The following is a 26,336-nucleotide window of genomic DNA, read 5'->3' as shown; positions in this document are numbered from 1 at the left end:
AATGCCATGACCGAACAGACCCCTGAAACGCAGCAGCTCCCCGTCGACGAGAACAGCCTCATCGCCGAGCGCCGCGCGAAACTCACGGCGCTGCGCGGGCAGGGCATTGCCTACCCGAACGACTTCCGCCGCGAAGACTTCGCCGGCACCTTGCAGGCCGAGTACGCCGATGCCGAGGCCTGGACCAGCGAAGCGCTGGAAGCCACCGGCCGCACCGTGAAGATGGCCGGCCGCTTGATGGCCAAGCGCATCATGGGCAAGGCCAGCTTCGCGCAGATCCAGGACGAGAGCGGCCGTATCCAGCTGTTCCTGCAGGCCACCGCACTGGGTGACATCTATGCCGCCTTCAAGGGCTGGGACGTTGGCGACATCATCGCCGTCGAAGGTGGCCTGACCCGCACCAAGACCGGCGAACTGTCGGTCAAGGCGACCAGCATCCGCCTGCTGACCAAGTCGCTGCGCCCGTTGCCGGACAAGTGGCACGGTCTGGCCGATGTCGAACAGCGCTACCGTCAGCGTTATGTCGACCTGATCGTCACCCCGGAATCGCGCGACGTCTTCATCAAGCGCTCCAAGATCATCCGCGCCATGCGCGCATGGCTGGACAACCGCGACTTCCTCGAAGTCGAAACGCCGATGATGCATTACATCCCCGGCGGCGCCACGGCCAAGCCGTTCACCACGCATCACAACGCGCTGGATATGCAGCTGTACCTGCGGGTTGCGCCGGAGTTGTACCTGAAGCGTCTGGTGGTTGGCGGCCTTGAGCGCGTCTACGAGATCAACCGCAACTTCCGCAACGAAGGCGTCAGTACCCGCCACAACCCGGAATTCACCATGATGGAGCTGTACGAGGCCTATGCCACGTACAACGAAGTGATGGACCTGACCGAAGGCGTGATCCGCGATGTCGCGCAGAGCGTGCTCGGGACCACCGTGGTGGAATGGGATGGCGTGCAGATCGATCTGGCCCCGGCGTTCCGCCGCTGGCGCATGGACGAAGCCGTACGTCACCACAACCCGGAAATCACCGCCGCCGACTGCACCGATCGTGATGCGCTGCTGCGCCATTGCGAGCGCCTGAAGATCCGCGTAAAGCCGAGCTACGGCTGGGGCAAGCTGCTGCTGGAGATCTTCGAGGCCACGGTCGAACACACCTTGATCCAGCCGACCTTCATCACCGATCACCCGGTCGAGGTCTCGCCGCTGGCCCGCGCCAGCGACAACGACGCTGGTTACACCGACCGCTTCGAACTGTTCGTCAACGGCAAGGAGCTGGCCAATGGCTTTTCCGAGTTGAACGATCCGGAAGACCAGGCCGCACGTTTCCAGGCCCAGGTCGAAGCCAAGGACGGTGGTGACGACGAAGCCATGCATTACGACGCCGACTACATCCGTGCGCTTGAATACGGCATGGCACCGACCGGCGGCCTGGGTATCGGCATCGACCGTCTGGTGATGATGCTGACCGGCCGTGCCTCGATCCGCGACGTGCTGCTGTTCCCGTACATGCGCCCGGAAGCCTGATCCAGGGCGACCCGGCTGCAGCCGCAAGAACAAAGGCCTTCCCGGTTAAGGGAAGGCCTTTTTGTTTGCCAAATGTAGTGCCGAGCCATGCTCGGCAGAGGCTTTACCAGCGAAAAGCTGCCCTCACCCCAACCCCTCTCCCGCACGCGGGAGAGGGGCTAAAGCGCCGCGAATCGGCCTTCCGCGCAGGGGATCGCATGTAGTGCCGAGCCATGCTCGGCAGAGGCCTTCCAATAGCGCCTCAGCCCAGCACCGCCCGCACCCCCAGATTGATCAGCATCCCGCCAACCAACAACCAACCAAACAACAACAAAGCCAACAACATCGGCTTGGCACCTGCCTGACGCAGTGCCGAAGCATGCGTGGTCAAACCCAGCGCAGCCATCGCCATTGCCAGCAACACGGTGTCCAGATCCACCAACACCTTCACCAGCTCAGCCGGCAGCAACTGCAGCGAGTTGAAACCGACCATGGCGATGAAGCCGAACGCGAACCAAGGAATGGTGATCTTCGACCGCTCGCCATTGCCGCTGTTCTGGCCACGCGCCAGCAATGCAGACAGGCCGACCAGGAACGGCGCCAGCATCATCACCCGCACCATCTTGGTGATGACCGCGGCATCGGCGGCAGGTTCACTGACCGCACGACCTGCAGCCACCACCTGCGCAACCTCATGCACGGTAGAGCCGGTAAACACGCCGAACGCGGTTTCATCCAGCGGCATCCAGCCCGCCGACACGCCCCACTGATACAGCAGCGGGTACAGGAACATCGCGATCGTGCCAAACACCACCACCGTGGCCACGGCAACGGCGACCTGTTCGGCACGGCCCTTGATCACCGGCTCGGCCGCCATCACCGCGGCAGCACCACAGATCGAACTGCCGGCACCGATCAAAAGTGCCGAGTTGCGATCCATGCCCAGCAATCTGGTGCCCAGCCACCAGGCCAGGCCGAAGGTCGAACACAGCACCAGCGCATCGATCGCCACGCCAGCGACGCCAACCTGGCCGATATCCTGCAGGGTCAGGCGCAGGCCATAGAGAATGATGCCGGCGCGCAGCAGGGTGGCCTTGGAAAAACCAACCCCTGCGTCAGCGCGGGTAGCCAAGCTGCGATAAACCGTGTTGCCCAGCACGATGCCGATGACGATGGCCAGGGTCAGCGCGCTGATGCCGTGGTTCTGCATCCACGGCAAGGTGCCCAGCCAGATCGACAGGCCAGCGACGGCGGCCGTCAGCAGCAGGCCGGGGAGGCGGGAGAGGGGCATCGAGGTCAGCCCTTGGGTCGAGGTGTTCATAACATTGGGTTATTAGAAGATAGCCCATGCTGCACCTACGGTTATTACCTGTAAAACGGATAATATTGGTTGAATCAACCGATTTTAGAGGTAGGTTGTGCATCTCTCCCTACGCCAGTTGCAGATCTTTTCCGGTATCGCGGAGGCCGGTACCACTACGGCCGCGGGCGAGTTGTTGGGCTTGTCGCAATCGGCGGTCAGTGCCGCCCTGGTCGAATTGGAGAGCCTGCTCGGGCTGGCTTTGTTCGACCGGATTGGGCGCCGGCTGGTGCTCAACGGCCACGGCAGAGCCTTGCTGCCGCAGGCGCGGGCGTTGTTGGCGGGTATGACCGATATCGAGCGTCGGTTCCGAGCAGACAGCCAGACCGGTGCGGCCGTGCGCTGGCAGGTCGGCGCCAGCACGACCATTGGCAACTACCTGATGCCGGCGCGGATCGCCGACCTGCAGGCCTCCAATCCGCACGCCCATGTCGAACTGGTGATCGGCAATACCCGCGAGGTCACCACCGCCGTGCAACGGCTGGAGGTGGATGTCGGCTTGATTGAAGGGCCCAGCCACGAGCCTGGGCTGGAAGTGGCGCACTGGCAGCAGGACGAGCTGGTGGTGGTGTTTGGCGAACGCCACCCGCTCGCCGTGCAGTTCAAAAGTGGAGCGGACCTGACGATGCTGCGGCAGGCGCGCTGGCTGCTGCGCGAACCCGGTTCAGGTACTCGCGAGGCTGCCGAACAGGCCTTGTTGCCGCATCTGCATGGCTTCGCGGAAGTGCTGCAGTTGGGCGGCACCGAAGCGATCAAGCAGGGCGCGGTCGCCGGGCTGGGGCTGGCCTGCCTGTCGCGGCATGCGGTGGCTGATCTGGTGACGCTGGGCAAGCTGCAGGTGTTGGCGACGCCCATGCCGCCATTGCAGCGTCAGCTATGGGCGGTGCGGCACCCTGGCAAGCGGATTCCGGCCAGCCTGCGCCAGCTGCTCGGCCTGCCGGCGGACGTGTTTAGCGACGATTGAGCGCGGTCGACCGCCAGAGCCCGTACAATACGCCCATGCCTTTGATTACCTTGCAGAACGTCGACTACAGCGTCGGCGGCCCGTTGTTGCTGGAAAAAGCCGAACTGTCGATCGAGACTGGCGAGCGTATCGCCCTGATCGGCCGCAACGGCGCCGGCAAATCCACTCTCATGAAGCTGATGGCTGGCGAGCTCAAGCCCGATGACGGCGAGGTGCGCGTGCAGCAGGGCGTGCGCGTCACCCGACTCGAGCAGGAAGTGCCGCATGGCGCTGCCGGCAGCGTGTTCGACGTGGTCGCCGATGGCCTCGGCGAGCTCGGCCACTGGCTGGCCGAGTTCCATCGCCTGAGCCACGCCGAAGTCTTCGATGGCGAGGCCATGGGCAATGTGCAGGCCAAGATCGATGCCGCCGATGGCTGGGGTCTGGATCAGCGCGTCGAGGAAACCCTGACCAAGCTCGACCTGGATGGCGATGCCGAATTCGGCCGTCTGTCCGGCGGCATGAAGCGCCGCGTGCTGCTGGCGCGTGCGCTGGTAGCCGGCCCGGACGTGCTGCTGCTCGACGAGCCGACCAACCACCTGGACATCGAAGCCATCGATTGGCTGGAAACCTTCCTCAAGGGCTGGAACGGCTGCGTGGTGTTCGTCACCCATGACCGCCGTTTCCTGCGTGCCTTGGCCACCCGCATCGTCGAGATCGATCGCGGCCAGGTGACCAGCTGGCCGGGTGACTGGGACAACTACGAGCGCCGTCGCGAGGAGCGCCTCAACGCGCAGGCGCAGGAAAACGCCCGCTTCGACAAGCTGCTGGCGCAGGAAGAAGTCTGGATCCGCCAAGGCATCAAGGCGCGCCGTACCCGCGACGAAGGTCGTGTACGCCGGCTCAAGGCCATGCGCAACGAGCGCAGCCAGCGGCGTGAGCTCGGTGGCAACGTCAAGCTGGAAGCGGCCGGTGCCGAGAACTCCGGCAAGAAGGTCATCGACATCAAGAACATCTCCTTCTCGTTCGGCGAGCGGGTGATGGTCAAGGATTTCGAAACCACCATCCTGCGTGGTGACCGCATCGGCCTGATCGGCCCCAACGGCAGCGGCAAGACCACCTTGCTGAAGCTGCTGCTGGGCGAACTGCAGCCGGACAGCGGCGAAGTGCGCCAGGGCACCAACCTGCAGATCGCCTACTTTGACCAGTACCGCGCCACCCTGCGCGAGGATTGGAGTGCGATCGAGAACGTGGCCGAAGGCGCGGACTTCATCGATCTCAACGGCAAGCGCAAGCATGTGCATGCCTACCTGCAGGACTTCCTGTTCACCCCGGAACGCGCACGCGCGCCGATCACCCGCCTGTCCGGTGGCGAGCGCAACCGCCTGCTGCTGGCCAAGTTGTTCGCACAGCCGTCCAATCTGCTGGTGATGGACGAACCGACCAACGACCTGGACGTGGAAACCCTGGAGCTGCTGGAGGAGCTGCTGGCCGACTACACCGGCACCTTGCTGCTGGTCAGCCATGACCGTGACTTCCTCGACAACGTGGTGACCTCCACGCTGGTGCTGGAAGGCGAGGGCAAGGTGGGCGATTACATCGGCGGCTACAGTGACTCGCTGCGCCAGCGTCCGGCACCGACCCAGACCGCGATGGCGGTGGCCAAGGCTTCGGCGACGGCAGCACCTGCAGCTGCGCCTGCCGCTCCGGTGGCCGATGCCGCGCCCAAGCGCAAGCTCAGCTTCAAGGACGCGCGCGAGCTGGAGCAGCTGCCGGCGAAGATCGAGAAGCTGGAACTGGATGTGGAAGGCCTGACCTCGGCGATGAACGATCCCTCGTTCTATACCCGATCCAGCGCCGAAGTCACTGCGCACACGCAGCAGCTGACCAAGGTGCAGGCCGAACTGGATGCCGCCTACGCACGTTGGCAGGAACTGGACGCCTGATCCGGCGCTGACGGTCTACGCGTTGCTTCACCTGCCGTCCTCGTCGAGGACGGCAGGATGGTGTCCATGGATGCTGCGAGGTGATGATGAAACGGCCGTTCGACGTTGCACGTATCGATCATGTGGTGTTCCGGGTCCGCGACCTGGAGCGCAGCATTGCGTTCTATTCAACCGTGCTGGGCTGCGAGGTGGTGCGACGACGCGACCATCTTGGTTTGGTGCATCTGCGTGCCGGTGCGTCGATGATCGACTTGATCAGTCTGGATGGCACGTTGGGTGCGCGCGGTGGTGCCGGGCCGGGACCGGAGGCGCGCAATGTTGATCATCTCTGCCTGCGGATCGAGCCTTTCGATGAGGCGGGCCTGGTTGCGTATCTCTCCCTGCACGGCGCAACGCCGTCGGCGGCTGCCGAGGTGAATTTCGGTGCTGAAGGGGATGGGCTGTCGTTGTACTTCAGGGACCCCGATGGCAACACCATCGAGCTGAAGGGGCCGGTTTCGGCGCACTTGGACTGATGCTCTGCTCCCTCCCCTTCGCTGCGCGAAAGGGAGGGAGCAGCTGCTCGGCAGAATGGAGGGCTGAACGTTTTGCTCCCTCCCTTGCACCGAAGGCGTAGGGGAGGGCCGGGGAGGGGTGCTTTGGGCGGTTGATCTACGGGTTGTTCGGCTTGGTGCTGTGGCGCTGATGGGGTGCTGGGAACGCTCCTGCCGAGCATGGCTCGGCACTACGCTCCCTCCATTGCAGCGCAGGTGCAGGGGAGGGCTCTTGGCACGAGCTAGCGCTTGCGGGCCAAGCACGCTCCGCGCATGCTCGTGCCATTCAACAAGAGCAGCAGCCATGCATCGCAGACTCAATACGTTACTGCTGCTCGCAACACCCTTCGCCTTGCCGGCGCACGCCGAAGTCAAAGACGCCACACCCAGTGGCTTCACCGTCGAAAACAGTGTCCTGATCGCAGCCACGCCAGCGCGCGTCTGGCAGGCGATGACGGCTGATATCGATCATTGGTGGCCAAAAGACCACAGTTGGTGGGGAAAGGCTGCAACGCTCTCCATCGATGCCCGCGCCGGTGGCTGCTTCTGCGAGCGCGCAGGCGCACAGCAGGCGCAACACCTGCAGGTCGTGTTCGTAGATCCGGAGAAAACCCTGCGCATGACCGGCGGGCTGGGGCCGATGCAGGGCATGGGCCTGCACGGTGTCGCCGAGTGGACCCTGCAGGCAGAAGGCACTTCAACCCGGGTAAGTTGGCGCTACCGCGCAGGCGGTTACAGCCCCGATGATCTCAGTGCCCTGGCGCCAGTTGTGGACAAGGTCCAGGCGCAGCAATTGGATGGCCTGGCGCGCTGGCTGCAGGCCGCCCGCTGAGGATCATTCTTCCTCGTCACCAGCTGCCTCTTCGCCGCCACCCGGCAGCTCCAGGAAGGCCCAGAACGCCACCTTGTCCTCGGCCCAGCTGGCCGAGGCTTCGGACAGCACGTCCAACAAGGTATCGAAGTCAGCCGGGCTGCCTTGACGCAGATCGTTGGCATCGCTGAACAGCAAGGCATAGCCGTTGGCCGGCAACCAGGACAGGTCACGCAAGCCATCGGACAGCGCATCCCAGTTGCGGCTCCAGCCGGCGGGGAAGTCGAGCTGGGTGCCCAGGCGCATCAGCAAGGTGCGTTTGTCGGCGCAGCCTTCCAGATCGATGCGGCACACGCGCAAGCCAGCATCGCGGGCTACCGCTGCCAAGCCGCCGAGGTCGCCGTCGCCAACACCGTAGACGCCGGCCTGGCTGACATCTTCCAGACCCATGTCAAAACCGCTGTCACTCATGGCGTACTCCTGGCGGGGACTTCGAAGCTGCGGAAGCTCTCGTAATGGTCATCGGTGTAATACCAGGCATCCGGCGGGTCGCCGCCGGTGACGATGCGCTTGGCGCCACGATGACTCAGCCCGGGTGTATCCACGGTGTACTCGCGGTAATAGCCGCGCGGCCGCTGCGGCAGCTGGCGCTCGCGGTTGCCGAAGGTGCTGCCGTCCTGGCGGTGCGGGTAGGGGCCGCCGCGCTGGATCAGGGCGATGGTGTCGCGCGCTTCTGCCGGCAGGAAAGCCGGGAGCGGGTCCCTGCTGCGTTCGTCGGCGCGTGCGGCTTGGCTGGTCCCGGCCGCTGCGGGCAAGTCCTGCGAAAGCGATGGCGCGAACTGCGGAGGCGCAGGTTGCTGCAGTACGCGCATGCCCCACAGCCCGCCAATGAGCAGGACGATGGCGACGACAAGGAGCATGGGCTTGCGCATGGGCAGTAGGAGAAGTCCGGAACAGGCGGTGATTATCACGCCATGACAGCGTCTTTGTTGAACAGATGGTTCAGTACGCAGGTTTCACGTGGCAGTAACAACGTCCGCGCAGATCGCGCCTGCACTGTCCACCGCCCGCGTGCGGGACAAAGTTTCCTTTACGACACCCTTGGTAAGTTGCTGCTTCGTCCCTACCATTGACAGCGCACCGTCTGGTTTTTCGACCAGACACAGAAACCGGCTATCCAAAGGAGATCCCTCATGGCTTACACCCTGCCCAAGCTGCCTTACGCCTACGACGCCCTGGAACCGCATATCGATGCGGCCACGATGGAGATCCACCACAGCAAGCACCACCAGACCTACATCAACAACATCAATGCTGCGCTGGAAGGCACCGAGTACGCCGACCTGCCGGTTGATGAGCTGGTGAAGAAGACCAAGTCGCTGCCGGAGAACCTGCAGGGCCCGGTGCGCAACAACGGTGGCGGTCATGCCAATCATTCCCTGTTCTGGACCGTGATGTCGCCCAACGGCGGCGGCCAGCCGGTCGGTGACGTCGGCAAGGTCATCGAATCGCAGCTGGGCGGTTTCGAGAAGTTCAAGGAAGCCTTCACCAAGGCTGCGCTGACCCGTTTCGGCAGCGGCTGGGCGTGGCTGAGCGTGACCCCGGACAAGAAGGTTGTCGTCGAGTCCTCGGCCAACCAGGACAGCCCGCTGATGGACGGCAACACCCCGATCCTGGCGCTGGACGTGTGGGAACACGCTTACTACCTGAAGTACCAGAACCGTCGCCCGGAATACATCGGCGCGTTCTTCAACGTGGTCGACTGGAACGAAGTCGAGCGTCGTTACCAGGAAGCGATTGCCTGATAGCGGTGACATGAAGCGGCTGTTCCGGTTGGGACGGCCGGTCCAGCAAAGGCCGGGCATTGCCCGGCCTTTGTCGTTGCTGGCGTCCCAAACCCCATGTTGTGGGAGCGGCGTCAGCCGCGAAGCACACACATCATCGGAGTGCATGTATGCCCGCAGCTGCAACAACCTCAGCTTCGCGGCTTACGCAGCTCCCACAAACGACCGTAGACAACTGCCGCCTCAGGGCTGCTCAGCGTCCCCGGTTGCGGGGATGCGGGTGACGCGCAACGTTGCCATCATGCCCAGCGGCTCGGGCGCCGGCTGTGCGTCGCTGGCCGGTAGTTGGATCGCCTGCTGGGTGATGTCGGCGAAGCTGCGGACCTGGTACAGCACGTCCAGCCCGTGTTGGGCGTCGGCTGCGAGGCGGGCATCACCACGGCGATTGGACGGATTCCTGCGTGCCGGCTGATAACCGGGCAGTTGCCGAACCAGTTCCTCGGTGGGCGCGGCAAAGTTGCCGATGATCAGTGACGGCAGGCCTTCGGCGGTGGCATCCATCCAGGAGCGCAGATCCGCAGCCTGGTGGCCGCGCGAGACCGGGCTGTTGTCGCTGGGGCACATACTGGCGGCATAGATGTTCAGTTGGGTCTGCTGCAGCTGCAGGCGCTGCATGCCGGCGGCGGTTGGCGCGTCATCGCCGTGCAGCAGGGTGATGCCGTCCTGCTGGGCTTGCAGGCGGGTCAACACCGCATTGCCGCGGCGCACCGGCTGGCTGGGGCGGTCGGCACTGATGAAGTCGCAGCTGTACTTGAGGCGGCTGCCCAGCCAGCAGGCGGGGTTGGGGGTGTTGGCCAGCTGGCGCACGTCCTGCACGACGATCACGTCCGGCCGCAGGTCTTCCATCAGCGCGGCGATCCGGTCGCGCTGGCCGGTCCAGATTTCGCCGCTGTCGGGCAGGCGCAGGTTGGCGATCTTGATGACCGGTATGACCGGCTCAGCCATGACGCCAAATGACAGGACAAGCAGTCCGAAACAGCCCCAGCGCAGCATTGCAACGCCTCAAGATGAGGGACTGTCATCCTAATGCTTTCCGCGTAGAAGGGGCGTGCAGGCGGCTGTAATGGGGTCTTGCTGGTGTGGGCGGTAGGTGTTTTACCTGTTGGATCCAGTCTGGCGGGCAGCCTGATGCGTTACGCTTGCAACCTTTGTATTCACGGATCGCCCGCAGATGACGACCAACGACGTGGCAGCAGCCCCGAACCCCAAGGCAAAGATGCCGCGCCAGATCGGCTACATCATCGGTAATGAGGCGTGCGAACGCTTCAGCTTCTACGGGATGCGCAACATCCTGGTGCAGTTCCTGATCACCTCGCTGCTGTTGCAGGAGATCACCGCCGAAGGCCGGGCCGGCGAAGCCAAGGACATCATGCACAGCTTCATGATCGGCGTGTATTTCTTCCCGCTGCTCGGTGGCTGGCTGGCAGACCGCTTTTTCGGCAAGTACCACACCATTCTCTGGTTCAGCCTGATCTACTGTGTCGGCCATCTGTGCCTGGCGCTGTTCGAGGGCAACCGGCAAGGCTTCTTCCTGGGCTTGGGGCTGATCGCGTTGGGTGCAGGTGGCATCAAGCCACTGGTGGCGTCGTTCATGGGCGACCAGTTCGACCAGGGCAACAAGCACCTGGCCAAGATCGTGTTTGACGCGTTCTACTGGATCATCAATTTCGGCTCGCTGTTCGCCTCGCTGCTGATCCCGCTGGCGCTGAAGAACCTCGGTCCGCAGTGGGCGTTCGGTATTCCCGGCATCCTGATGTTCGTGGCCACCTTCGTGTTCTGGCTGGGACGCAAGCGCTACGTGCTGGTGCCGCTGCCGCCCAAGGACCCGCATTCCTTCGCCAACGTGGTGCGTACAGCGCTGCTGGCACAAGCCCCGGGCCAGGGCCGCATGGGTCTTGTGGTGGCGGTGTTGGGCGTGGTGCTGGCGCTGGCTTCGTTCGCGTTGGTGCCCAGCCTGGGCATCGTGATCTGTCTGTGTCTGGCGCTGGTCTCGTTGCTGGCCGGTATTGGCGGCGGCACCATGCTGCAGCTGGACCGCGCCCGTGGCGTGCACCCGGAGGCGGCTGTCGAAGGCGTGCGCTCGGTGCTGAAGGTGCTGGTGATCTTCGCCCTGACCACCCCGTTCTTCTCGCTGTTCGACCAGAAGGCCTCGACCTGGGTGCTGCAGGGCCAGCAGATGAGCATGCCGAGCTGGTTCACCGCCTCGCAGATGCAGGCGCTCAACCCGCTGCTGGTGATGATCCTGATCCCGTTCAACAATCTGGTGCTGTACCCGGCCCTGCGTCGCTTCGGCTTCGAGCCGACCGCGCTGCGACGGATGACCGCCGGTATCGCCTTCAGCGGCTTGGCCTGGATCGTGGTGGGTGGCATCCAGGTGGTGATGGACGGTGGCGATGCGATGTCGATCTTCTGGCAGGTGCTGCCGTACGCGCTGCTGACCTTCGGTGAAGTACTGGTTTCGGCGACCGGTCTGGAGTTCGCCTACAGCCAGGCGCCGGCGTCGATGAAGGGCGTGGTGATGAGCTTCTGGAACCTGACCACCACCATCGGTAACCTGTGGGTGCTTCTGTCCAATGCGGCGGTGCGCAACCACGCGGTCACCGACCGTATTGCCAGTACCGGCTTGAGCGAGACCGCGTTCCTGATGTTCTTCTTCGCCGGCTTTGCCTTCATTGCGGCACTGGCATTCGGCATCTACGCACGCCGTTACAAGATGGTCGACAACTACCGGGCGGTTTGAACATGCAAGGACCGATAACCCTGATCCTGATCGCCGTCACTGCCCTGGTGTCGTGGATGGCGTTCAACAACCGCAAGCTGGCTGACCGCTTGATCCTGTGGCCGCCGGCCATCGACAAACACAAGCAGTACGACCGGCTGGTGACCTATGGGTTCATCCATGCTGATTTCGGGCACCTGTTGTTCAACATGGTCACCCTGTATTTCTTCGGGCGCTCGATCGAGGTCATCATGCTCGGCACGACCGGGCAGTGGTGGGTCTATCCGTTGTTCTACCTGTCGGCGCTGGTGGTATCGATCCTGCCGACCTACCTGAAGAACCAGAAGAACCCGAACTACCTGAGCCTGGGGGCGTCAGGCGCGGTGTCGGCGGTGCTGTTCGCCTACATCCTGATCGCGCCGTGGAAGCTGATCCTGGTGATGTTCATCCCGGCCCCGGCCATCGTGTATGCCGCGTTCTACGTCGGCTACAGCATCTGGATGGACAAGAAGGGCGGGGACAACGTCAATCACAGCGCGCACCTGGCCGGTGCCGCTTTCGGTGTGATGTTCATGCTGATCATGGAGCCGGAGCTGGTGCAGCACTTCCTGCAGAGTCTGATGAATCCTACTTTCCGCTTCTGATCGGCGGGTAGGGAGCTGGGGGCTGTATCGCCCCACATGCCAGGGGCCGCGCGCATCGTGTCGTCGCGGCCCCTTTTCGTTCATGGCCGCTGCGCCTTGGGCGCGCCGCGTGCGTGAACGCTGGTGGCTGGCTCAGGCGGCGTAGCTGTCGAGCAGGCGCGAATAGACTTCGCTGTCGATCTTCTTGAATTCCCAGCCGTCGGTGTCGCCGGCGACGGCCAGTTGAAACAGGCCTTCCAGCAGGGTGGAGTCGTGGTCGTTGGACGGGATCTGCATCGTGCGGTCGTTGTCGAACACGGGGCACCTCGGCTATCAGCTGTTGTTTGCGGGTATACGCAGCAAATCCCGTGCCAGCTTTTGAGACGCAGTCCATGCTTTGATTGCGGTAGCGCAGCTGGCGCCGATGTCGGAAAGTGACGCAAAGTGGCGCTTCCGACCTATAGCGCGCGTCATCACCTCGCTTTCACCAAATCCCACGAGTTGAGCAGGAGTAATCATGAGCTTGAACAAACCGCCAGTTCCAGATATTGAACATGACGCAGCCGCAAGCCGCTTCCTGACGCTGGTCGATGGTCAGCGCGCGGTGCTGGATTACGAGCTGGATGGCGGAGTGATGGTCATCACCCATACCGGGGTGCCCGAGGCCATCGGCGGTCGTGGCATTGCCGCGGCATTGACCCGATCCGCGCTGGAGCATGCGCGTGTTGCAGGCTGGAAGGTGATACCGGCCTGCGCTTATGCCGCCGCTTTCATGCAACGTCATGGCGAATATGCGGACCTGCTGGGATAATTCGCTGGCATGGCCAAGCCCGACCGGGCGGCCGCACACACCTCCAAGGGATCAAAGGGCATGAACAGGTTGGTACGGGGATCGTCTGCCGCAGCGGTATTGCTGCTGGCATTGGCTGGTTGCAAGCAGGATGAGCAAGGTGCGCCGGTCGCACCGGCCGCGGAACCGGTGCAGGCACCGGTTGCGGTCGCACCTGCGGCAGCTGATCTGCGCGATGTGATTGAGAACACCCCAAGCTATGTCATTGGTATCAGCTACCCGCCGGCAGCCGCCAAGTATCCGGGCCTGGCCAATGCGCTGAGCGACTATGCAGGCCATGCCAAGGCTGACCTGTTGAAGTCGGTGTCCGAGCTGGGCAATGACAAGCCCACCGCCCCGTACGAACTGTCGCTGGCCTTCGACATGCTGGTGGAATCGCCGACGGTGGTCGCGGTGTCCGCCGATGGCAGCAGCTACACCGGTGGCGCGCATGGCCAGCCGCTGGTAGCGCGTTTTGTATGGCTGCCCGAGCAACAGCAGCTGCTCAAGGCGGAAGACCTGATCACTACGACCAAGGGCTGGCAGGCGATCAGTGATTTCACCGAGGACAAGCTGTTGGAGCAGGCTACGGTGCGTGCCCAGGGTGAGGACATGTCGCCGGAAGAGCAGCAGGCCCAGGTCCGCAACCTGTCCAAGATGATCGACGAAGGCACCACGGCCGACGCCACCAACTTCGGCCAGTTCCAGCCGGTGCTGGACGCGGCGGGCAAGATTTCGGCACTGCGGTTCGTGTTCCCGCCCTATCAGGTGGGGCCGTATTCGGATGGCACGCAGACGGTGGATGTGCCGGCGGCGGTGCTGTTGCCGCATGTGGCGGCGGCTTACCAGGGGCTGTTCGCGCACCCCTGAAACACAGGAGGTCAGTGATGGATGCAGGGCTGCAACGACGTGTGGAAGCACTGCTGCAGGAGGCCGATATCACCCCTGGCGGTGATAGGCCACAGGACCTGGACATCCTCGACCCGCGCTTCTATGCGCGGGTGCTGGCCGACGGCTCGCTCGGTCTGGGCGAGAGCTACATGGAAGGTTGGTGGCAGGCGCATTCGCTGGATGGCCTGCTCACCCACCTGCTGGATGCACGGCTGGACGAGCGCGTGCACGGCAGCGGCGAAGTCTGGGACGCGCTCAAGGCCAAGCTGTTCAACCTGCAGAGCGGGCAGGGCAGTTACGAAGTCGGCAGGCGGCATTACGACCTGGGCAACGATCTTTACCGGGCCATGCTTGGCAAGCGGTTGGTTTACAGCTGCGGATACTGGCGCAATGCCAGCACCCTGGATGACGCACAGGAAGCCAAGCTCGAGTTGATCTGCCGCAAACTGGGCCTGCAGCCGGGCATGCGCGTGCTGGATATAGGTTGTGGCTGGGGCGAGGCACTGAAGTTCGCGGCCGAACGTTATGGCGTGCGCGGTGTTGGCGTAACCATCTCGCAGGAGCAGGCGGAGTTTGCCCGCCAGCTATGCGCCGGGTTACCGGTAGAGATACGCCTGCAGGATTACCGCGAGCTGGACGAGCACTTCGACGCCGTGTTTTCGGTGGGCATGTTCGAGCATGTCGGGGTCAAGAACTACCGCAGCTACTTCGAAGTCGCCCGGCGCTGCCTGGGCGAGCAGGGCCTGTTCCTGCTGCACAGCATCGGCACCAACGTCAGCCGCGATCGCACCGATCCGTGGATCGCCAAGTACATCTTCCCCAACTCCATGCTGCCATCGGCGGCGCAGATCACCCATGCGATGGAAGGGTTGTTCGTGCTGGAGGACTGGCACAACTTCGGCACCGACTACGACCGTACCCTGCAGGCCTGGCGCGATAATGTCGAGGCGACCTGGGGGCAGTTGGATGCGCGCTACGACGAGCGCTTCCGGCGCATGTGGCGCTTCTATCTGGCTGCTTCGATGGCGACCTTCCGTACCCGCCACTCGCAGCTGTGGCAGTTGCTGTTGTCGCCACGCGGGGTTCGGGAGGGCTATCTGGCGCCACGCTGAACATGGAACGCTGTAACCGCAAAACTGTTTTAGAAGTTTATATTACATATGTGTATTATCCGCCTCATTCCTCGATGAGCCGGATAGCCCATGAGCAGCTTCGACGCGACCGAAACCCGGATTGATGCCACCTGCGCCCGCTGGCCGGGCTTCCCGCGTGAGCCGGCGGTGCTGGTGCGCCTGGTCAAGGGCATCTACAAGACCGTCCATGACCGCGCCAACGCGGTGTTGCGTGACTTCGACCTGAGCCACGCCGAATACAACATCCTGATGATGTTGTACGGCACGCCGGATCACCCGCTGACCCCGTCGGAGCTGGCCGAGGCCGCCACCGAGAAGTCGGCCAACATCACCCGGCTCACCGACCAGCTCTGCAACAAGGGTCTGCTGGAGCGGATTCCCGACACCAATGACCGACGCAAACTTGGGCTGCACCTGACCGACAAGGGGCTGGCCTGCATCCAGCGTCTTTTGCCGGAGATGGCGGAGCTGTTGGTCCTGCAGGTGCAGGGCTTGGATGAGGGTGAGCAGCATCAGCTCGAGCGGCTGCTGAAGAAGATGCTGGATGGCATCGAGGCCATCTGAGTACACCATGTCTGCCATCCCATCATCGGTAAGCGCGCCCACGACGACGCCTTGGCATGCCGGCATGCGCGGCTTCCTCAAGGGCGAGGCCGACACCTGGCTGTTCGTGCTGCGCACGACCGTGGCGTTCTTCCTGACCGGTTGGCTGGCGATGCGCCTGCAGTTGCCGCAGCCAGGCACAGCGATGATGACCACGGTCATCGTCATGCACCGGCAAAGCGGCATGGTGCTGGCAAAGGCCTTTTACCGGGTACTCGGCACCTTTGTAGGTGCGGCCGGTGCGTTGTTGATCGTGGGCTTGTTTCCGCAGCAGCGCGAGCCATTCCTGCTGCTGATGGCGCTGTGGATCGCCGGCTGCACCGCCGGAGCTACCTTGCATCGCAACTTCAAATCCTATGCCTTCGTGCTGGCCGGCTATACCGCAGCCATCATCGCCTTGCCGGTGATCTCCACCCATCCGGGGCAGGTCTTCGATTCGGCGGTGGCGCGCATCAGCGAAGTGCTGTTGGGCCTGTTGGTGACCGCGGTGGTCAGCGACACCGTGTTTCCGGTGCGCCTGCGCGACACCTTGCGTATGGCGGTGAACAACCAGTACCAGAACTTCCTGGGTTTCATGCGCGGTGCGCTGCTTGGGGAGGTTCCGCGTGAACGCATGGAGCAGGCGCATCTGCGGGTGGTGCGGGACGCGGTGGCATTGGAAGACCTGCGTAGTTCTGTGATCTTCGAGGACGGTGAAGCACGTGCACGCAGCGCGCATCTGCAGCGCTTCAACCAACGGTTCATGGCGGCATCGACCAGTTTCCAGTCGCTGCACCATCTGATCAATCGTCTGTTGCGTCAGCCAGACCAAGCTGCCGGCCAGGCCTTGCAGACGCTGTACCAGCCGCTGGGCACGGCCCTGCAGTCGAGCGAGCAGACGCCGGCGCAGCTGGCCGAGCAGATCCATGATGTGCGTAGAAACCTGGCGGCGCGTGGTGCCCAATTACGCAGAGAACTGAGCGGTGCTGCGCAGACAGAGGACTTCGATGTTGGCGCGCAGTTGTTGCGGCGCTTCGTGAAGGAGCTTGAGCAGTACGTGCATGCACGTCGGCAGCTGACCCTGCAGGTCGCGCCGACCGAGGAGGACGCACGTGCCCACTTCATCCGCGGCAATGACTATCTCGGTGCCGCGGTGGCGTTCGCCCGCACGGCCGTCACCATGTTGTTGCTGGGCGCATTGTGGGCTGCCAGCGGTTGGGCGATGGCGGTCAATGTGATGCTGTTGGCGACGATCTTTTCCGGCCTGTTTGCCACCATGCCGAACGCCGCGCAGATGACCAGCAAGGTGGCCTGGGGCTATCTGGTGGGTGTGTTGGCGGCTTACGTCTGTGACTACATGGTGCTGACCCGGATGGAGGGCTTTACCTTGTTGGTTGCCGGTTTGCTGCCGTTTTTCATGGTCGGGCCCTACATGGTCAGCCGGCCCAAGCTGGCGGTATTCGGTCTGGGTTACACCATGGGGCTGGTCAACATCCTGGCCATTACCGGTGTGCACGCGTTCGACCCGGTGCGCTTCTTCAACGAAGGCACGTCACATATGATCGCCATGGGGGCGGCGGTGTTGAGTTTCGCGCTGATACCGCCGCTGGTGGGCACGGCCTGGCTGCGCCGCCGGCAGATGGTCGCTCTGCGTGCGCAGGTAGGTTCGGCTGCGCAGGCGCCGCTGCGTGGGCTCCAGCACCGGTTCGAGAGCATCAACAGCGATCTGCTGCATCAGATCGTCACCCATACCGCAGCCGGCAGCGATGAGTCACGCGAGCAGTTGGCCTGGGCCTTGGCAGTCAATGAAACTGGCCGCGCATTGATCCACCTGCGCCAGGATGTTGCACGTGAGCCGGCATCGACGCAGTTGCACCAATGTGTTGACGCAGTGGTGCTGGCGTTGGCCGAGTTCTTCGCCTTGCCAGATGCGAAGGCATGGCAGCGCGCAGATGCTGCGCTGACCGAGGCGATCGCGCTCGCCCGCATACAGGCAGTTGAGGGTGGTGTTGCTGCGCGAGTGCTGCTGCATCTGCGCCTTGTGCGATTGGCGATGGTGGATGACAGCTCGGTCATGGCGACCTATATCGCGCCAGCGGATCACATTCTGGAGACACCCCGACATGCCCATTGAAATCGCATTCGCCGGAACCCTGTTTCCCGGCTTGCTGTTGTTGTTCCTGCTGGTCTGCATCGTGCTGTGGGCATTGGACACGCTGGCCGGCCGTCGTGGCTGGTATCGCAACGTCTGGCACCCGGCTTTGTTCCGTACCGCGATCTTCATCTGCTTGTTTGGTGGCTTCGGCCTGCTGCTGTTCTGAGAACTTCCCATGACCCCCAAAGTCCAATCCATTCTTCGTTTCTCCATCACTGCAGTGGCAGTGGTGATTGCCGCCCTGATCGCGATGGCGATGTGGCGTCATTACATGTACTCGCCATGGACCCGCGAGGGTCGCCTGCGCGCGGAAGTGGTGCGGGTGGCGCCGGATGTTTCAGGCCCGGTCAGCGCGGTGGCGGTGCGTGACAATCAGTTGGTGAAGCGCGGTGAAGTGCTTTATCAGATCGACCCGGCGCGCTACCAGAACGCTTTGAATCAGGCACGAGGCAACCTGGCCGCAGCGCAGGCGTCGGCACGCGCAGCGGGTGCAAGCATCCAGGTCGCGGCAGCCGGTGCCGCGCAGCAAAGCGCCAACGCCAGTCGCTACGAGCAACAGTACGAGCGACGCCAGCGCATCACGGGCAGCTTGATCTCCGAAGAGGCGCGGACTGATGCGCTCAGTGCCGCGCAGGCCGCGCGTGCCGGTGTGGCGCAGGCGCAGGCCAGTCGCCAGCAAGCCAGTGCTTCGCAGCAGCAGGCAATGGCGGCGGTAGAGCAGGCGCAGGCCGCATTGGATACGGCCGAGTTGAATCTGGAGCGCACCCAGGTGCGTGCACCGGTGGATGGCTATGTGACCAACCTCGAAGTGCGGCAGGGTGATTACGCCACCGCTGGTGCGGCCAAGCTGGCGGTGATCGATACCGATTCGTTCTGGGTCTACGGCTACTTCGAAGAGACCAAGCTGGCACAGCTGCATGTTGGCGATGGCACGCGCGTACAGCTGATGAGCGGGCAGGAGCTGCACGGGCACATCGAAAGTATTTCGCATGGCATTACCGATGCGGATAGTCCGACTGGCAGTGATCTGCTTGCGAATGTGAATCCGACCTACAACTGGGTGCGCTTGGCGCAGCGGATTCCGGTACGGATCAAGCTGGATGCGGGCTCGGTTGCGAAAGGTGTTGTGTTGGCCAATGGCATGACCGCTACGGTGATTGTGGAGCGGGGGCGGTAAGGTTGGGTTGGATTTTTTGCTGACCGGATGCTGGTTGAACGAAGTCCGAAGTCCGAAGTCCGAAGTCCGAAGCCAGAAGCCAGAAGCACAGAGCCAGAAGCACAAAGCGAGAAGCACAAAGCGAGAAGCACAAAGCGAGAAGCACAAAGCGAGAAGCACAAAGCGAGAAGCACAAAGCGCCCTCATCCGCCCTCCGGGCACCTTCTACCGCAGGCGGGAGAAGGGAATGCAGGCGCTGTTTGAACTGATGGCTTGCCGCGCAATGCGTGAAGTCAAGCAATGCATCAGCCCCCCGCGGCGCCTGACCACTCCCTTCTCCCGCCTGCGGGAGAAGGTGCCCGGAGGGCGGATGAGGGGGGCTTTTGATCTGCCGCACGCAGCAAAAGAAACGCCCGGCAAAGCCGGGCGTTTCTTTCCATCAAAACCAGCAACTGCTTACTTGGCAGCAGCACCGGTGGTCAGGCCACGATTCTCCAGCAGCGGCTCGATCTGCGGCTCGTGGCCGGCAAAGTTGCGGAACAGCTCCATCGCATCGACGCTGCCGCCCTTGGACAGCAGGGTCTTGCGGAAGTGGTCGCCATTGGCGCGCGACAGGCCGCCGTTCTCGCGGAACCACTTCTGGGTGTTGGCATCCAGCACTTCCGACCAGATGTAGGCGTAGTAGCCAGCCGAGTAGCCGCCCATGATGTGGCTGAAGTACGGGGTCTTGTAGCGCGGCGGGACCGGCGCGTAGTAGATGCCGTCCTTGACCAGCGCTTCATGCTCGAACTTCATCACGTCCTTCGGTGCCGGGATCTGGCCAACACCGATCTGGTGCCAGTTCTGGTCCAGCATCGCTGCGCCCAGGTACTCGGTGGTGGCAAAGCCCTGGTTGAACTTGGACGCGGCGATCACCTTGTCCAGCAGCGCCTGCGGCATTGCCGAGCCGTTCTGATAATGCTTGGCGTAGTTGGCCAGGATGGTCGGCTCGTCGGACCACATCTCGTTCACCTGCGACGGGAACTCGACGAAGTCACGCGGCACCGCGGTGCCAGCGAAGTACGGGTACTTCACGTCCGAGAACATGCCGTGCAGGGCGTGGCCGAACTCGTGGAAGGTGGTGGTCACTTCGTCCCAGGTCAGCAGGGTTGGCTTGCCCGCCGGCGGCTTGGGGATGTTGAGGTGGTTGGCGACCACCGGCTTGTCGCCGGTCAGGCCCGACTGCGACACGTAGGCGTTCATCCACGCACCGCCACGCTTGGACTCGCGTGCATACGGATCGAAGATGAAGATCGCCAGCTGGCTGCCATCGGCGTCGAACACGTCATAGACGGTGACGTCGTCGTGGTAAACCGGCAGGTCGGTGCGCTGCTTGAAGCTCAGGCCGAATTCCTTGCCGGCGGCGAAGAACACGCCGTTCTCCAGCACGTTCTTCAGCTCGAAGTAGGGCTTGAGCTGGGATTCGTCGAAGTTGTACTTGGCCTGGCGAACCTTCTCGCTGTAGAAGGCCCAGTCCCACGGCTGCAGCTCGAACGTCGGCTTGCCGGCGGCCTTCTGCTCGCTGTCGATCATTGCCTGCAGGTCAGCGGCTTCGCGCTTGGCGTTGGTGACGGCGGCCGGGGCCAGCTGGCCGAGCATGGCGTTGACTGCTTCCGGGGTCTTGGCGGTCTGGTTGCCCAGCGAATACGTGGCAAAGTTCGGGAAGCCCATCAGTGCGGCCTTCTCGGCGCGCAGAGTCATGATGCGCGACACCAGTGCGGTGTTGTCGTACTCGCCACCCTTGCTGCCACGCGAGACCGAGGCTTCGTAGATCTTCTGACGCAGCTCGCGGTTGGCCAGGTTGGTCAGCGGCGGCTGGCCGGTGGTGTTGAGCAGGGCGATGACGTACTTGCCATCCAGCTTGCGGGCCTTGGCGGCTTCGGCGGCGGCAGCGATCTGCTCGGCCGACAGGCCATCAAGCTGCTTGACGTCATCAACCACGATGAAGGAGGCGTTGACCTCGGCCAGCACGTTCTGGCTGAACTTGGTGCCCAGGTTGGCCAGCTCGGCGTTCATGTCCTTGAGCTTGGCCTTGTCGGCGTCGCCCAGCTTGGCACCGGCGCGGACGAAGTTGTCGCGGTACTTCTCGACCAGACGCAGGCTTTCAGCGTCCAGGCCCAGGTTGGCGCGGTTGTTGTAAAGGGTTTCGATGCGCGAGAACAGCTTGCCGTTGAGATTGATGGCATCGCTGTGCGCGGCGAACTTGGCCGAGTAGTCGGCCTGCAGCTTCTTGCGTGCGTCGTTGGTGTCGGCGCCGATCAGCGCGAAGAACACGGTAGTGGCACGGTCCAGCACGGCGCCGCTGTTTTCCAGCGCGACCAGGGTATTTTCAAAGGTGGGAGCGGCCGGGTTGTTGGCGATTGCTTCCACTTCCTGCAGCTGCTGGGCCATACCAGCGTCGAAGGCCGGCGCGAAGTCGGCGTCCTTGATCTTGTCGAACTGCGGGTAGTGCAGCGGCAGCGGGCTTTCAGCGAAGAACGGATTGGCCTGCTGGGCCGATTGGGTGGTCGCAGTGGGTGCGGCCTGGCTGTAAGCCGGCAGGGCAAGACCCAGGGTCGCGGCAAGGGCGAGGGCGAGACGGGTGTTCAAGGCGGAAACTCCGGTAAAAAGACTGATCTTTCAGGGTACCTGCCAGCGCGCCCGCACGGGTGTGTCGAATGGCATGGTTGCGCTGAAAGGCCACATCTTGCATGCCGTTGGCGCCGTGATGGCGTACGCTGGCGGTCCTGTCAGGAGTCGCGCCATGCCCAATGCCTTCGATTTCGAGCTGACCGCGCTGGATGGCAGTCCGCTGCCGCTGGCGGCCTTTGACGGCAAGGCGCTGCTGATCGTCAATACCGCGTCCAAGTGCGGCTTCACCCCGCAGTACGAAGGGCTGGAGCAGCTGTGGCAGGAACTGGGTCCGCAAGGGCTGGTGGTGCTGGGCTGTCCCTGCGACCAGTTCGGCCATCAGGAGCCGGGCGATGCTGCCGCCATCCAGGACTTCTGTAGCATCAACTACGGCGTAAGTTTTCCGCTGTCGGCGAAGCTCAAGGTCAATGGTGCCGATGCCGATCCGCTATGGCAGTGGCTGCAGCGGCAGAAGCGCGGCGCGCTGGGCATCGCCGCGATCAAGTGGAACTTCAGCAAGTTCCTGATCGGCCGCAACGGGCAGGTGCTTGCCCGCTACGCGCCGACCGCGCGCCCGGAGGCGTTGGAAGCGGATATCCGGGCTGCGTTGGGTTGAGGAATGGTGTCGGGATCAGTTTGAGTTGAGAACCGGATCAATCTTGGCTCTCAGACCTTGAATCATGGGCGCACCGTCACCGGTGCTGCGTTTGCCGGGACTGTTCGTGGGTCGCTCCAGATCCGGGTGCCTGCAGTTCGTTGCTGGAAGAAGTCGCGGCATTTACCATCTCCGCTGCCTGACAGACCGCCGTTGGGGAAGCAGATTCGCTGCCCATTTCGCTCGTATAACTCACTCGGAAAGTCACAGCAGCGCCCCATGGGTACGTAGTACACCGTGCGGCGGCCGTACTGGTAGCGCCAGATCGAGCCGGGACTCGCGCTGGGCGAGGCTGACTCATATTGTTTGATCAGCGCTTTGACGAAAGGCGGAGGGTCTTCCGCAAAGCAGGTGTTGGTAGCGGATAAACCAAGCAGGATCAGAAGTAATCGCGGATTCATGCTCGTACCCCAGCTGACAGATGGGCGATCTCAATTCGCGAACAAGGTATTTGGCTTGTTGCTGAGGTGTCAAAGAGTGCCCGGCGCTGAGTGGCGCCGGGCGATGGTAACTAGACCGGATCGGTTTCCGCTTCGTCCAGCAGGTCCTTCTGTTGCAGCTGCACCTTGGTCGGGTCGCCGTGTTCGGCCATGGCCCGTTGCAGGGCGCGGCGGGTGGCGGCGGTGACCAGTGACTGCAGGTCGCGGCCGGAGCTGCCTTCGGTGGCGGCTGCCAAGGTGCCAAGCACCTCGTCCACGGCAAAATCCAGCGGCTTGCCGGCCAGCTGCAGGCGCAGGATGGCGGCGCGCGCGTCGATGTCTGGCAGGCCGATCTGGATCTTGCGCTCCAACCGCGACAGCAGGGCGCTGTCGATGGCTTCGAGGTGGTTGCTGGCGGCAAGCAGGAATACCTGGCCTTGTTTGGTGCTGATGCCGTCCAGTTCCTGCAACAGCTGGGCGACGATCTCGGCGTTCAACTTGTCCGAGTTGCCGCTGCCACGCGGCGGGGCGATGGTGTCGATCTCATCGAGGAACAGGATGCACGGTGCCTGCGCCCGAGCTTTCTCGAACAGCTGCTTGACCCGCGCGCCACCGTCGCCGAGGAACTGGCCCTTGACCTCCGCCGATGAGGCGGCGATGAAGGACAGCCCGGACTGGCTTGCCAGTACGCGCGCGATCTGGGTCTTGCCGGTGCCGGGCGGGCCATACAGCAGGATGCCGCGTGGCACCGGGATGTTCATCCGCGCCAGTTCTTCGGCATGCAGCAATTCCTTGCCGAGACTTTCGAACTCGGCACGGGTGCTGGCCGGCACGATCACATCGTCCCAACCCAGCGTCTGCACCGAGGTGGAGCTCTTGCCGCGCAGGCGCGCGATGGCAGCGCTGAAATCGCTTTGCGCAGGGCGCCCGGCCGGATGGGTGGAAACCACGCTGGTGACCAGAGTGGACAGGTCGCGGCCGGACATGCCGGCGGTTTCGCGCACCAGTGCTTCGGTTACCGGCAATGCCAGTTGGGCCTTGCCGAACTCAGCCAGCAGGATGCGCTCGCGCGCTTCGGCATTGGGCGCGGCAAGCTCGATGGAAACAGTGAAGCGCGACAGCACCGCGTCATCAATCAGCTCCTGGCGGTTGGTGGCGCCAATCACCAGCACGTTGCCGCTGCCCTGGTTGAAACCATCCCATTCGGCGATGAAGGTCTGCACCAGTTCGTTGCCGAAATTGTCGGTGTCGCGGCTGCCACGCCGGGCGAAGGCACTTTCGCATTCGTCCACGAACAGAATGGTCGGGCCCTTGCTACGCGCATTCTCCCAGATCTTCTTGACCTTGGGCCCGGTGTGGCCGATGTGTTCGCCCTTCAGGTCGGCGATGGTCACCGCGACGAAGTTGCAGTCCACGTGTTCGGCCAGCTTGCGCGCGATCAGGGTCTTGCCGGTGCCGGGCGGCCCCCACAGCAGCATGCCCTTGGGCAGCGGCGGGGTGCCAGCGGCAAAACGGTCCACCAGCTTGATCACCTGTTCCAGGGTCTGCTCCGGGATGGCGACGTCCTTCCAGTTGGCTTCCAGCTTGTCCAGCGAGGCCAGCCGGGCCAGCAGCGATTGCTGAAGCTGCAGCTCGCGCTCGTGCGGTGCGCTCAATGCCTGCAGGTCGAGGATGGGCTGGGCCAGCGGTGCCAGCATGGGTGCCAGTTCGGCGGCCACTGGAGTCCACGTCGCGGCGTGTTCATCCGCTTCGGCGCGGACGCGTACGAGGCCGCCGGGGTGGCCATTGAGCGGTAGGCGGATGAAGATGTCGGGGTCCTTGTCGTTGGCGACATCGGTGCTCACGCCGACCATCACCGCGTTGGAGTTGTCGTGCTTGTCACCGAGCTGCCAACTGTTGCCCATCTTCTCCACCGAGGGTGCGGGCGCGCGGATGACAGGGTAGGGGTGGCTGCGGCCATCGTCGTTCTTCTTGCCGAAGGCGTGCAGCTGCAGCTGGCGTTTGCCCAGCGCATCGATCGATGCCAGCCCTGCAGCGGCATTGCGCTTTGACATACGGTAGCGGCCCAACCAGACCAGCAGCGCATACAGGACCAGGCCAGGCGGAATGTAGACGAACAACAGGAACAGCGTGCTGGCCGGGAAGGGCAGTGTGTACGACAGGTGGCCGCAGAAGTTCCTAACCGGTCCATACAACGCGAGGCTGCCGAGCAGCAGCAGCCAGGTCACGGTGCGGACGCCGCCGCTGCCCAAGGTCGCGCGCAAACTCAGCGCTGGCCCCAAGGTGCCTTTGCGGCCATGTTGCAGGGTGTTGCGGCGCGCCTGCGCCAGACCTTCTTCGAACGCCGGGCGCATTGCCTGGGCGGCCTCACATGCGGCGGGGTAGGCAGCGCCCATCGCCTGCTTGGCAGTCTGGGCACGTTGCTGGCATTGCGCCAGCTCCTCAAGCAAAACACTGCGCTGGTTGTCGATGAAGCTGCTGCGGGAACTACTTGGAACCATGAATCCTTTCCCCTGAACTGAAAACGGCCGGATCAGTGTGATCCGGCCGTTAAGCTACGCCATCATTGTCCGGGTTCATAGCCGCCAATGGTCGGTAAAAACCCTACAAGCCTTACTTCTCGACGAAGGCGCGCTCGAACACGTAGTGGCCTGCGGTGCCGATGCGCGTGGACACCTCAAAACCGCGTGCGTCCAACACGCTGCGCAGGTCGGCCAGCATCTGCGGACTGCCGCAGATCATGAAGCGGTCGTTGGCCGGATCCAGCTGCGGCAGGCCGAGTGTTTCCTGCATTTGCCCGCTTTCCATCAGCGAGGTCAGGCGGCCCTGGTTGGGGAAGGCCTCGCGGGTTACCGCTGGGTAGTACAGCAGCTTGTCGCGGACGATATCGCCGAGGATCTCGTCGTTCGGCAGTTCCTGTTCGAAGTACTCGCGGTAGGCCAGGTCCTTCTCGTAGCGCACGCCGTGGCAGACGATCACCTTCTCGAAACGCTCGTAGGTTTCCGGGTCCTTGACCACGCTCAACCACGGTGCCAGACCGGTGCCGGTGCCAAGCAGGTAGAGGTGCTTGCCGGGGTGCAGATCGCTGATCAGCAACGTGCCGGTGGGCTTCTTGCCGACCAGCACCTTGTCGCCGGGCTTGAGGTGCTGCAGGCGCGAGGTCAGCGCACCTTCCTGCACCTTGATGCTGAAGAAGTGCAGCTGCTCTTCCCAGTTGGCGCTGGCGATGGAATAGGCACGCAATACCGGACGGGCACCTTCGTTTTCGTTTTCCAGCCCGATCATCACGAACTGGCCATTCTCGAAGCGGAAGCCGCTGTCGCGGGTGGTGGAGAAGCTGAAGTAGGCGTCCGTCCAATGACGGACTTCAAGCACCGTTTCGGCGCCAAAAGCGGAAGACATGCCGTGATTCGTAGATTGGAGACCGGCCTATTCTAGCCGATTTCCCATAAATGGGAATGAATCTCATTTGACCGGGTTGCTGTAGTGGGGGGGGGGGCAGGGCGGCGGGAGGGAAGGTATTTAAAAAGACCCCACAAACGCACGGCCAGGCCAGAGGAGAACAACACCAACAGAAATAAC

25 protein-coding genes are annotated in these 26,336 nt (G+C 63.3%); 16 read left to right on the top strand and 9 right to left on the bottom strand.

Going from position 1 to position 26,336, the window contains the following annotated elements; all coding sequences use genetic code 11:
- Positions 1-6 precede the first annotated feature (6 nt).
- Complete coding sequence (gene lysS / locus ACVOLS_RS15630) at positions 7-1,527, top strand: lysine--tRNA ligase (RefSeq protein WP_481546370.1); 1,521 nt, start codon at positions 7-9, stop codon at positions 1,525-1,527.
- A 241-nt stretch (positions 1,528-1,768) separates the two neighbouring features.
- Here lysS and ACVOLS_RS15625 read toward each other — a convergent pair whose 3' ends face one another.
- On the bottom strand, positions 1,769-2,797 hold the full coding sequence (locus tag ACVOLS_RS15625; protein WP_481546369.1) for a YeiH family protein: 1,029 nt from the start codon (positions 2,795-2,797) through the stop codon (positions 1,769-1,771).
- A 127-nt stretch (positions 2,798-2,924) separates the two neighbouring features.
- Between ACVOLS_RS15625 and ACVOLS_RS15620 the strand changes: the two genes are divergently transcribed.
- The 4 genes from ACVOLS_RS15620 to ACVOLS_RS15605 all read left to right on the top strand — a co-directional run bounded on the left by ACVOLS_RS15620 (position 2,925) and on the right by ACVOLS_RS15605 (position 7,120).
- Entirely contained in the window at positions 2,925-3,830 is a 906-nt protein-coding gene (locus tag ACVOLS_RS15620) for a LysR family transcriptional regulator (RefSeq protein WP_481546368.1), read from the top strand.
- Between the two features lie 35 nt (positions 3,831-3,865).
- Positions 3,866-5,755, top strand: a complete 1,890-nt coding sequence (locus tag ACVOLS_RS15615; RefSeq protein WP_481546367.1) for an ATP-binding cassette domain-containing protein — start codon at positions 3,866-3,868, stop codon at positions 5,753-5,755.
- An 86-nt stretch (positions 5,756-5,841) separates the two neighbouring features.
- The gene (locus ACVOLS_RS15610; RefSeq protein WP_481546366.1) at positions 5,842-6,270 is read left to right on the top strand and encodes a VOC family protein; all 429 of its coding nucleotides are present in this window, start codon (positions 5,842-5,844) and stop codon (positions 6,268-6,270) included.
- Between the two features lie 322 nt (positions 6,271-6,592).
- Entirely contained in the window at positions 6,593-7,120 is a 528-nt protein-coding gene (locus ACVOLS_RS15605) for an SRPBCC family protein (protein ID WP_481546365.1), read from the top strand.
- Positions 7,121-7,123: 3 nt separating this feature from the next.
- Here the strand turns inward: ACVOLS_RS15605 and ACVOLS_RS15600 are convergent, their stop codons facing one another.
- Entirely contained in the window at positions 7,124-7,570 is a 447-nt protein-coding gene (locus ACVOLS_RS15600) for a barstar family protein (protein ID WP_481508428.1), read from the bottom strand.
- Positions 7,567-8,031, bottom strand: coding sequence for a guanyl-specific ribonuclease (locus ACVOLS_RS15595; protein WP_481546364.1), 465 nt, complete (start codon positions 8,029-8,031; stop codon positions 7,567-7,569). The genes ACVOLS_RS15600 and ACVOLS_RS15595 overlap by 4 nt, the downstream gene beginning before the upstream one ends.
- A gap of 261 nt (positions 8,032-8,292) precedes the next feature.
- Here ACVOLS_RS15595 and ACVOLS_RS15590 point away from each other — a divergent pair, with 261 nt between their 5' ends.
- Positions 8,293-8,904, top strand: coding sequence for a superoxide dismutase (locus ACVOLS_RS15590; RefSeq protein WP_481546363.1), 612 nt, complete (start codon positions 8,293-8,295; stop codon positions 8,902-8,904).
- A gap of 222 nt (positions 8,905-9,126) precedes the next feature.
- On the opposite strand, the gene ACVOLS_RS15585 is transcribed toward ACVOLS_RS15590, so the two are convergent.
- Entirely contained in the window at positions 9,127-9,888 is a 762-nt protein-coding gene (locus tag ACVOLS_RS15585) for an endonuclease/exonuclease/phosphatase family protein (RefSeq protein WP_481546362.1), read from the bottom strand.
- Positions 9,889-10,114: 226 nt separating this feature from the next.
- Here ACVOLS_RS15585 and ACVOLS_RS15580 point away from each other — a divergent pair, with 226 nt between their 5' ends.
- On the top strand, positions 10,115-11,683 hold the full coding sequence (locus ACVOLS_RS15580) for a POT-type proton-dependent oligopeptide transporter (RefSeq protein WP_481546361.1): 1,569 nt from the start codon (positions 10,115-10,117) through the stop codon (positions 11,681-11,683).
- Between the two features lie 2 nt (positions 11,684-11,685).
- Positions 11,686-12,306, top strand: a complete 621-nt coding sequence (locus ACVOLS_RS15575) for a rhomboid family intramembrane serine protease (RefSeq protein ID WP_481546360.1) — start codon at positions 11,686-11,688, stop codon at positions 12,304-12,306.
- Between the two features lie 132 nt (positions 12,307-12,438).
- Here ACVOLS_RS15575 and ACVOLS_RS15570 read toward each other — a convergent pair whose 3' ends face one another.
- Positions 12,439-12,603 (bottom strand): hypothetical protein, encoded by a 165-nt coding sequence (locus ACVOLS_RS15570; RefSeq protein WP_481546359.1) that lies wholly within the window; start codon positions 12,601-12,603, stop codon positions 12,439-12,441.
- A gap of 199 nt (positions 12,604-12,802) precedes the next feature.
- On the opposite strand from ACVOLS_RS15570, the gene ACVOLS_RS15565 reads away from it, so the two are divergent.
- The 7 genes from ACVOLS_RS15565 (at position 12,803) to ACVOLS_RS15535 (ending at position 19,052) form a co-directional block, all read left to right on the top strand.
- A complete protein-coding gene (locus tag ACVOLS_RS15565; protein WP_481546358.1) occupies positions 12,803-13,096 on the top strand; it encodes a GNAT family N-acetyltransferase in 294 nt (97 codons plus the stop codon).
- Positions 13,097-13,156: 60 nt separating this feature from the next.
- On the top strand, positions 13,157-13,984 hold the full coding sequence (locus ACVOLS_RS15560) for a DUF3298 and DUF4163 domain-containing protein (RefSeq protein WP_481546357.1): 828 nt from the start codon (positions 13,157-13,159) through the stop codon (positions 13,982-13,984).
- Between the two features lie 17 nt (positions 13,985-14,001).
- On the top strand, positions 14,002-15,117 hold the full coding sequence (gene cfa / locus ACVOLS_RS15555; RefSeq protein WP_481546356.1) for a cyclopropane fatty acyl phospholipid synthase: 1,116 nt from the start codon (positions 14,002-14,004) through the stop codon (positions 15,115-15,117).
- Positions 15,118-15,207: 90 nt separating this feature from the next.
- On the top strand, positions 15,208-15,702 hold the full coding sequence (locus tag ACVOLS_RS15550) for a MarR family winged helix-turn-helix transcriptional regulator (RefSeq protein ID WP_481546355.1): 495 nt from the start codon (positions 15,208-15,210) through the stop codon (positions 15,700-15,702).
- A 7-nt stretch (positions 15,703-15,709) separates the two neighbouring features.
- Positions 15,710-17,854, top strand: coding sequence for an FUSC family protein (locus ACVOLS_RS15545; protein WP_481546354.1), 2,145 nt, complete (start codon positions 15,710-15,712; stop codon positions 17,852-17,854).
- Entirely contained in the window at positions 17,844-18,041 is a 198-nt protein-coding gene (locus ACVOLS_RS15540) for a DUF1656 domain-containing protein (protein WP_481546353.1), read from the top strand. Before ACVOLS_RS15545 ends, ACVOLS_RS15540 begins: the two co-directional genes overlap by 11 nt.
- A gap of 9 nt (positions 18,042-18,050) precedes the next feature.
- Positions 18,051-19,052 carry an HlyD family secretion protein gene (locus ACVOLS_RS15535; RefSeq protein ID WP_481546352.1) on the top strand — a complete coding sequence of 334 codons (1,002 nt, stop codon included), beginning with the start codon at positions 18,051-18,053 and terminating at the stop codon, positions 19,050-19,052.
- A gap of 435 nt (positions 19,053-19,487) precedes the next feature.
- On the opposite strand, the gene ACVOLS_RS15530 is transcribed toward ACVOLS_RS15535, so the two are convergent.
- On the bottom strand, positions 19,488-21,659 hold the full coding sequence (locus tag ACVOLS_RS15530; protein WP_481546351.1) for a M3 family metallopeptidase: 2,172 nt from the start codon (positions 21,657-21,659) through the stop codon (positions 19,488-19,490).
- Between the two features lie 154 nt (positions 21,660-21,813).
- Between ACVOLS_RS15530 and ACVOLS_RS15525 the strand changes: the two genes are divergently transcribed.
- Positions 21,814-22,296, top strand: a complete 483-nt coding sequence (locus ACVOLS_RS15525) for a glutathione peroxidase (protein ID WP_481546350.1) — start codon at positions 21,814-21,816, stop codon at positions 22,294-22,296.
- Between the two features lie 62 nt (positions 22,297-22,358).
- On the opposite strand, the gene ACVOLS_RS15520 is transcribed toward ACVOLS_RS15525, so the two are convergent.
- The 3 genes from ACVOLS_RS15520 to ACVOLS_RS15510 all read right to left on the bottom strand — a co-directional run bounded on the left by ACVOLS_RS15520 (position 22,359) and on the right by ACVOLS_RS15510 (position 26,156).
- Positions 22,359-22,736 (bottom strand): DUF6970 domain-containing protein, encoded by a 378-nt coding sequence (locus ACVOLS_RS15520; protein WP_481516121.1) that lies wholly within the window; start codon positions 22,734-22,736, stop codon positions 22,359-22,361.
- Positions 22,737-22,846: 110 nt separating this feature from the next.
- Positions 22,847-25,255: an AAA family ATPase gene (locus ACVOLS_RS15515; RefSeq protein ID WP_481546349.1), complete on the bottom strand. Its 2,409-nt coding sequence runs from the start codon at positions 25,253-25,255 to the stop codon at positions 22,847-22,849.
- A gap of 112 nt (positions 25,256-25,367) precedes the next feature.
- On the bottom strand, positions 25,368-26,156 hold the full coding sequence (locus tag ACVOLS_RS15510; RefSeq protein ID WP_481546348.1) for a ferredoxin--NADP reductase: 789 nt from the start codon (positions 26,154-26,156) through the stop codon (positions 25,368-25,370).
- Positions 26,157-26,336 lie beyond the last annotated feature (180 nt).

It is taken from the genome of Stenotrophomonas sp. STEN038, assembly GCF_056759895.1.
Note: the sequence above shows the minus strand (reverse complement) of the source record. Positions and strands in the feature narration are given on the sequence as shown.